Annotated in this window: 2 protein-coding genes; one reads left to right on the top strand and one right to left on the bottom strand. The window is 50.5% G+C overall.

The features are described from left to right. Window positions 1-1,839, top strand: a 1,839-nt coding sequence (locus ACOJTG_RS12230) for a GH92 family glycosyl hydrolase (RefSeq protein ID WP_420154068.1), incomplete at its 5' end; no start/stop codon positions are given. Window positions 1,840-1,980: 141 nt separating this feature from the next. Here the strand turns inward: ACOJTG_RS12230 and ACOJTG_RS12225 are convergent. Then, a complete protein-coding gene (locus tag ACOJTG_RS12225; RefSeq protein ID WP_420154067.1) occupies window positions 1,981-3,501 on the bottom strand; it encodes an RtcB family protein in 1,521 nt (506 codons plus the stop codon). Window positions 3,502-3,880: the final 379 nt, after the last annotated feature.

The following is a 3,880-nucleotide window of genomic DNA, read 5'->3' as shown; positions in this document are numbered from 1 at the left end:
CGGGCGGCTGCTTTGCAGTTCACGTTCCCCAAAAGCGAAGAATCCCGCGTAGTCATTGATGCTCTCGATAAAGGTTCGTACGTGAAAATCATTCCCGGTGAAAACAAGATCATCGGTTATACGACGAAGAACAGTGGTGGTGTACCCGCCAACTTTAAAAATTACTTCGTTATTCAATTCGACCGCCCCTTTGCCAATACGGCCGTTTGGAGTGGTAAGAATGTAGTCAATAATCAGCTCGAAGTAAAGGATAACCACGTCGGTGCCGTAGTAGGCTTTTTGACCAAGAAGGGCGAGAAAGTATACGCCCGCGTGGCTTCTTCGTTCATCAGTCCTGAACAAGCCGAACTGAACCTAAAAGAAATCGGTAAGGATGATTTTGCGACGGTGAAAGAAAAAGCCCGCAAAATCTGGAATCAGGAAATGAGCCGACTAACTGTAGAAGGCGGATCCGTGGATCAAACGCGGACCTTCTATTCCTGTCTGTACCGTTCGATGCTGTTCCCCCGCAAGTTCTACGAACTCGACGCGTCGGGTAAAGTCATGCACTACAGTCCCTACAATGGTCAGGTACTGCCGGGTTACATGTTCACGGACAATGGTTTCTGGGATACCTTCCGAGCCCAGTTTCCCTTCTTTAACCTGATGTACCCGACGATGAACGGTCACATCATGGAAGGTCTGGCCAATGCCTACAAAGAAAGCGGCTTTTTGCCCGAGTGGGCTAGTCCCGGTCACCGCGACTGTATGATTGGCTCGAACTCCGCTTCACTCATTGCCGATGCTTACCTGAAAGGAGCCCGTGGTTTCGACATTAATACCCTTTACGAAGGTATCCTTAAAAATACCCAAAATGAAGGCCCGCTCAGCTCGGTAGGCCGGAAGGGTGTGAAGTACTACAACGAATTAGGCTACGTTCCTTACGACGTAAAAATCAACGAAAACGCGGCCCGTACGCTCGAGTACGCTTACGACGACTTTACCATCTATCAGTTGGCGAAAGCCCTGAAACGTCCCCAGACCGAGATTGATCTATTTGCCAAACGCAGTCAGAACTACCGCAACCTCTTCGATCCCGAAACAAAACTGATGCGGGGTAAAAACAAGGACGGTAAATTCCAGTCGCCGTTTAATCCCTTCAAATGGGGAGATGCCTTTACGGAAGGCAATAGCTGGCACTATACCTGGTCCGTCTTCCACGACGTACAGGGATTGGCCGATCTGATGGGCGGTAAGAAAGCCTTCGTCAACATGCTGGATTCCGTTTTCGTGGTACCGCCGATTTTCGACGATTCATACTACGGACAGGTGATCCACGAAATTCGCGAAATGCAAATCATGAATATGGGTAACTACGCTCACGGTAACCAGCCCATTCAGCACATGATTTACCTCTACAACTACGCGGGCGAACCCTGGAAAGCCCAGTACTGGCTCCGCGAAGTGATGGAACGCATGTACAAACCCACGCCCGACGGATACTGCGGCGATGAAGACAATGGTCAGACTTCGGCCTGGTACGTATTCTCTTCGCTGGGTTTTTATCCGGTATGTCCCGGTACGGATCAGTACGTGGTAGGAACGCCGCTATTTAAAAAAGCAACGATCCAGCTGGAAAACGGCAAGAAGGTACTGATTACGGCTCCGAATAACACGGACGAAACTCGTTACATTCAGTCATTGAATGTAAACGGAAAAGCGTATAGCAAAAACTGGCTCAGCCACGATGAACTCATGAAAGGAGCTACGCTGAACTTCCAAATGTCAACCAAACCGAACCAGAAACGCGGTACTGCGGATGCGGATGCTCCGTATTCATTCTCGACGGCGAAGAAGTAAGGCTTCGTTGAAGGGGCTTACCCCTACAATTGATTTTAACCACAGCGTACACGGCGTTTTTCACTGTGTATGCTGTGGTTATTGTTTTAGTGAGGAGCCTGAAGACGATCGAATCTTCAAACGCTTTCAAACCCACTCCAACTAATCCTCCGCTTTCTCCTTACCATCGGCCATCCGGACGATTTTCGGAGAAAACTTCGCCAGTACTTCTACTAACTCCGACTGAGCCGCCATGACCTCTTCCAGATTCTTATAGGCCATCGGAGCCTCGTCAAGGTCGCCGCCCAAAAGCGTAACGCCCGCCGTTTCCAGGGCTTTCTGTACATCTTTTTTCTGAATCGTCTGGAATGCTTTGGTACGGGACATCAATCGGCCAGCCCCGTGCGAAGCCGAATTTAGCGATTCCGCGAATCCCTTGCCTCGTACCACATAGCCCGGTTGTGTCATCGAACCCGGAATAATACCCAGGTCATTCAGACCCGCGGGCGTAGCTCCCTTACGGTGCACAACGACCTCCCGACCATCGGCCAGTTTTTCCTTCCAGGCGAAATTGTGGTGATTCTCTACCATCAACAACGGCGATTGATCCAACCCCTTAGCAATCTTATTATGAATCTCGTGGTGATTCGCCGAAGCGTAATCGCCCGCCAGATTCATGGCAATCCAGTATTCCTGTCCTTCCTCCGAGTCCAGATCCAGCCAGGCCAGGTGTTGGGCTTCTTTGGGGAGTTTGGTTTTCTGCATTGCTAGTTTCGAATAGTAGTTGGCAATATTGCCTCCGAATCCCCGCGAGCCCGAGTGCGACAGCAGGGCCAGATACCGCCCCGCCGGTAAAAGGTCGTTAGACAATACCTCCAGTTCACCCCATTCCACGAAGTGATTGCCCGTACCCGAGGTACCCAACTGGCGGTATGCTTTATCGCGTAATTCCCGAATAGGTTTGGTCGCAGTCCATTCCGGACGTTCAAACAGGGTATCGTCAAACTTTTTCCGCGATTCTGAGCCGATACCAAAATGGGTGTGATCTCCCAGTAAGGTTTTCAGTGTTTTAGGCTCGTTGCCAATCATCGTAGCCGGTAAATCGAATACACTTAGACACATCCGGCAGGCAATATCTACCCCGACCGCGTACGGAATCACGGTATTCGCCGTCGTAGCCAGTACGCCACCGATGGGCAAACCGTAACCTTGGTGAGCATCGGGCATCAAGGCTCCCGCCTGAGCAATCGGCAGTTGCATGGCCGTTTGCATCTGCTTAAGGGCACCCTGCTCAATTTGACTGGCCCCGTAAATGTGATAGGGCAGAGGCTCGTCCCGTAGGGCAAACTCCCGCGTGGTTTGTCCCGGTAAAGCGGGAAGTTCGTATACAGGCGTACGGGCTGCTTCAGCGGCAATCAGGCTCTGAGCGTATTCCGTAAGTGGAATCGCCGTACCTGCATCAGCCAGCTTTTTAACGGCTACGCCCAGATTGGTCAGTTTGTTGCGGGAAAACGCAAACTTCTTTGGATTCTCCAGCAGTTGAGCCAGCAGGGTCAGTACTTTATCTTTGGCATAAACGCCGTTCGAAATCAAGCCGTTGCCGACGCGAAGAAACTGCTTTTGCAGCTCTTCCTGGGTAATCCCCAGGGCTTGCAAATCGGCCTGGGTTAATAGGGTTTCCATGGTTGTAAGGATTGGTGGAAAACAAAAAAAGCCCGGAACACGCGGTTCCGGGCTATATAGGGATACTTAGGCCTAAGTCATCCGTTGAGTTGCTAGCTCATTCGCCCGGAACCATTACGATCCTTCCGTCCAAAATCTGGGGTCAGACTTTGACGTTGGGTCATTTCGTAACGGTATGCTTGAGCGATTTTTTGCATTGCGGGCACAAAGATTGCCGTTTTTTTAGATTTCAAAAAAAATCAGTTTTAATTTTTTTGAAGACTTCTCATCACGGCCAGTCCTTCGTACGGTGGGGTTACTTCTGAATATCAGCCGTTCCTTTCAAGGGCGTGGGAAATGCCGGAGCAGCCATCCGGAAACTATTGGTTTTCTCCGCTAG

It is taken from the genome of Siphonobacter sp., assembly GCF_048595215.1.
In the GTDB taxonomy this organism is placed as follows: Bacteria; Bacteroidota; Bacteroidia; order Cytophagales; family Spirosomataceae; genus Siphonobacter.
Note: the sequence above shows the minus strand (reverse complement) of the source record. Positions and strands in the feature narration are given on the sequence as shown.